The sequence below is a fragment of the Corallococcus sp. AB045 genome, from assembly GCF_003668895.1.
In the GTDB taxonomy this organism is placed as follows: domain Bacteria; phylum Myxococcota; class Myxococcia; order Myxococcales; family Myxococcaceae; genus Corallococcus; species Corallococcus coralloides.
The window spans coordinates 1-3,802 of the sequence record NZ_RAWN01000368.1; the positions used below are offsets into that span (position 1 = coordinate 1).

Annotated in this window: 4 protein-coding genes; 1 reads left to right on the forward strand and 3 read right to left on the reverse strand. The window is 72.9% G+C overall.

Annotation, left to right across the window (positions count from 1 at the left end; all coding sequences use genetic code 11):
• A partial coding sequence (locus tag D7Y21_RS40560) for a GON domain-containing protein (RefSeq protein WP_121718562.1) occupies nt 1–1,283 on the forward strand: 1,283 nt, incomplete at its 5' end.
• Nucleotides 1,284–1,293: 10 nt separating this feature from the next.
• On the opposite strand, the gene D7Y21_RS40565 is transcribed toward D7Y21_RS40560, so the two are convergent.
• Genes D7Y21_RS40565 through D7Y21_RS40575 form a run of 3 tightly spaced genes read right to left on the reverse strand, consistent with a single transcriptional unit; the run spans nt 1,294 to nt 3,366 of the window.
• Nucleotides 1,294–2,118: a GNAT family N-acetyltransferase gene (locus tag D7Y21_RS40565; RefSeq protein WP_121718563.1), complete on the reverse strand. Its 825-nt coding sequence runs from the start codon at nt 2,116–2,118 to the stop codon at nt 1,294–1,296.
• 49 nt (nt 2,119–2,167) lie between these two features.
• Nucleotides 2,168–2,893, reverse strand: a complete 726-nt coding sequence (locus D7Y21_RS40570; RefSeq protein ID WP_121718564.1) for a hypothetical protein — start codon at nt 2,891–2,893, stop codon at nt 2,168–2,170.
• Entirely contained in the window at nt 2,890–3,366 is a 477-nt protein-coding gene (locus D7Y21_RS40575; RefSeq protein WP_121718565.1) for a hypothetical protein, read from the reverse strand. Before D7Y21_RS40575 ends, D7Y21_RS40570 begins: the two co-directional genes overlap by 4 nt.
• Nucleotides 3,367–3,802 lie beyond the last annotated feature (436 nt).

Consider the following 3,802-nt stretch of genomic DNA (forward strand, 5'->3'; position numbering starts at 1 on the left):
TCCTGGCGCTCGCCGCCGCCGGCTGTGGCGCCAGCGACAGCGCCAGCCCCAGCACCCTGGCGGAGCGCCCCCAGCCCCTCACCTCGCGGCCCTCCCGCTGCCTGGAGATCCGCGCCGCCCAACCCGGAGCGCCGGACGGCGACTACGTGCTGTACGTGGCGGGTGACACCGGCGCGTCCTGGACCGCGTACTGCCACGACATGGCCGGCACGCCCACCGAGTACCTCACGCTCACGCGCACGGATGCCGACTCCAACTTCTCGCAGTACACGGCCGGCGGCGCCTCCCCCGGCACCGACGTGCGCACCCACTTCACCCGGCTGCGTATCGACCCGGTGACCCTGCGCGTGGTCACGGGGGACCAGACCTTCGCCACCTCCACGGGCGAGCTGACGCACTCGCCGGACACCGTCACCGCGATGCCCTACGGCGTGGCCATGGCGTGCAACGGCGGCCAGGGCCAGGGCAACATCGACCTCCGGGGCACTCCGTTCACGGTGGAGGCGGAGTCGTTCGGCGTGGCCGGCGCGAACGCGACCGGCGCCGCCATCTCCAGCGAGGACGGCCAGGTCGTCACGCTGTCCGGTAACGGCTTCTGCGGCTGGGTGGGCCCGCAGGGCAGCTACAACCCCTTCAACCAGCAGGGCGGCCTGCTCCAGCTCCACTACCGCGGCGAGGATCTCCCCGCGACGTGCCAGGAGCTCAAGGCGGCCCGCCCCGGTGCGCCGGACGGCGAGTACGCGCTGTTCGTGAACAAGGACCCGCTGAAGCGCTGGACGGCCTGGTGCCAGGACATGGCCGGCACGCCCAGGGAGTACCTCCCCCTGGTGCACACGGAGGAGGGCGCCAACTACTCGCAGTACACGGCGGGAGGGAACTCGCCGGGCACCGACGTGCGGACCCGGTTCACGCGCGTCAGGCTGAACCCCATCACCCTCGCCGTGGACACCGGGGACCACACCTTCTCGACGTCCAGCGGCTCCCTCATGCACGTCAACAAGGAGCTCGTGACGGCCATGACCTACGCGGCGGCCATGGGGTGCAGCCGCACGGGCCTGGCCAACGTGGACCTGCGAGGCACGCCGTTCTCCGTGCCCGTCGGCAACATCGGCCGGGCCGGCCCTTCGAGCGAGTCCTCGTGGTGGGCCTTCTATGACCACTTCCAGGTGGTGGAGATGCGCGGCTACGGAGGCTGCGGCTGGGTGGGCCCGCAGGGCAGCTACAACCCGTTCAACAAGAACGGCGCCCTGCTGCCCCTCGCGTACACCCTGCCGCAGCCGTAGCCCCTGACGTTCAGGGCGACGGCTCCAGCCCCGCGCCGGGCTTCACCAGCACGGCGCGGGAGTAGGCCATGAGGAAGCCCAGGCGCATGGCGTTGCGCTCCGTGGGGATGCCGGGCGAGGACATGATGGCCGCCAGGTCACTGCCCTTCTCCAGCCCCCGCGCCAGCCGCGCGACGATCAGCGCCTGCTGCACGCCGAGCCGCCGGTACGCGGGCAGCACCGACGTGCCGAACAGCGAGGTGAGCCCGTCGCTCACCTCGCAGCTGCCGGCCCCCACCGCCACGCCGTCGAGCCACGCCACGTACGAGTCCGAGGCGGGGTTGCGCGCCGCCTTCAATCCCATCTCCAGGAAGACCGCCGGCATCGACTCGCCTTCCGGGACGAAGCCGCTGCCGGCGACCTCCACGAACCTGCGCACCGCCGCGTCGTCGGACGGATCCACCCGCTCGACGCGCAGCCCGGCGGGAGCGCCCCGGGCCAGCCGCGACAGGTCCTCCCCGGCTTGCAGCGGCCGGTACAGCACGGTTTCGAACTCGCGCAGCACGAAGCCCCGGGCCGCCAGCCCCTTCAGCAGGGCCTGGGGCGCGAAGGGGCTCAGCTCCGCCTTGGGCTCCACGCCACGCGACGCGAAGAAGTCCACCAGCGCGTCCAGCTCCGCGTCCGTGAGGTCGCGCTCGAAGCCGTAGCCGCACGACTTGTTGATGTAGGACCCCACGCCGCCGAACGCCATCCAGCCGTCCGCGAGCGGCCCGGAGGCCGTCGAAAGCGCCACCGCGGAGGTGGCCTGCTTGCATTCGAACCGCCGGGCGATCTCCACCAGGTTCACGTCGTTCATCCGCCCCGTTTACACCGGAGCAGGCCGCCGCGTCAGTGCGCCGAGGCGCTCACCCAGGCCCGCGTCCCGTGGGCGGAGGGGGCGAGGACAGCAGGCCATCCAGCACGCCGTAGGCATAGAGCGCCGCGAAGGCGTAGGCCCCCACGAGATAGGAGACGTTGAAGGCCCGGGCCGTGGGCGCGTCCTGGGCCGAGTAGCGGCCGTCCGAGCCGCGCAGGGACAGGGCCACGCCCAGGGAGACCGCGGACACGGCGAACGCCGTGCCCTGCCCTACCGCGAGCACGGTGCCCTTGGAGCGTTGGCCGTGCACGAAGTGCCCCACGCCGAACGGCACCAGGTACCAGCCTTGCGAGGCCGGGCGGGGCTCGACGAGGACGGGAGCGGCGGTGGAGGACGCGGTCCCGGGCAGGAGCACGGGCGGCCGGAGTCGGGCGGCGCGCGGGTCGATGCGGTCCTGCCACCGCGCGCGCACCCGTTCGATGAAGGCGATGAAGTCCGGAGGATACACCAGGGGGTCCAGCTTCGCGTCGGGGTCGAGCGCGAGCCCTTCCACGGCTTCGTGCTCCGCGCGGGGCACGTCTTCCTGGGCGTGGAGCGTCGCCGCGAGCAGCAGGTGGGCTTCGGCCTCCTCTTGAGGATGGGAGAGCCGCGAGGGCTGGAGCAGGGCCTCCAGCTCGGTCCGGGCGCGAGGCAGGTCGCCGGACTGGTAGGCCTCACGAGCGGGGCCCAGCGGGGAGGACGCCGCGAGCAGCAGGGCGACGATGGCGGTCTTCATGGAGCGGACCCCAGCACGACCGTGGTGCGGGACCCCGCCACCGCGTCGAGCGATTGCCTCAGCACGTTGCCTCCCGGGTCGCGGGCGGACAGGAGGTGTCCTCCGTGCGAGAGCTTCAAGGGTTCACGCAGCGGAGCCACGCCCACCTCCACGCCGTCGACGAAGACGCGGGACGCCGCGGGCGCGACGATGGTGACCTCCGCGTCACGCACCCGGAGGGAGACTTCGCGCGAGACGGCTGCGCCGGCAGCCACTTCGAGCACTTCCTCGACGGGCTCGCACAAGGGGTTGGCGAAGCGGAGCCGGTGCGTGCCGGGAGACAGCCGCAGCTCGCGCAGCCGAGGGGTGTAGCCCCGGCTCTGACCGTCCACGAACACCTCGGCCCAGGGGCGTGTCACCACCGTGAGCGTCGCGAAGTCCTGGGCATCCGGCACGCGAACCGGCAGCTCCGTGCCGGTGGGCTCCGGGGACACGGGCCGTTGCGGAGAGTCCTGGGCGGGGCGGGCCAGCGGCGCTGGCGCGGCCCGAGGCGACCTGCCCGGAGCGTCCGGACGCGCGGCCCGGACCGGCGTACCGGCCGCCGCCTGATGCAAGGGACGCGAAGGTCTTTGCGCTGAATCAAGGCGGGCGACGGCCACGGGCGCGGCGGAGTCCTCGCTTGTGGCAGGCAGGCCAGCGCCGGGCGGTGCCGAGGCCGAGGCCGCCATTGTCGCAGTGGAGTCGGCACCGGGCGCGAGCGCGGCAAAGTCCTCCGACGTGGCAGGCGAGCCCGCATCAGGAGCAACTGGCACGGCGGTCCGCACCATTGCCTCCAAATCCGGCGCGAGCGCCGACTCCAGCCCGTTGGCCACCGTCGGAGTCCTGGAGCCACCCGCGCGCCAAGCCCACGTTCCCAACCCGCCCAACAGC

Excerpts from the sequence above, each read along its gene's own strand:
- D7Y21_RS40565 (WP_121718563.1), bottom strand. The coding sequence starts at position 2,118 with ATGAACGACGTGAACCTGGTGGAGATCGCCCGGCGGTTCGAATGCAAG.
- D7Y21_RS40570 (WP_121718564.1), bottom strand. The coding sequence starts at position 2,893 with ATGAAGACCGCCATCGTCGCCCTGCTGCTCGCGGCGTCCTCCCCGCTG.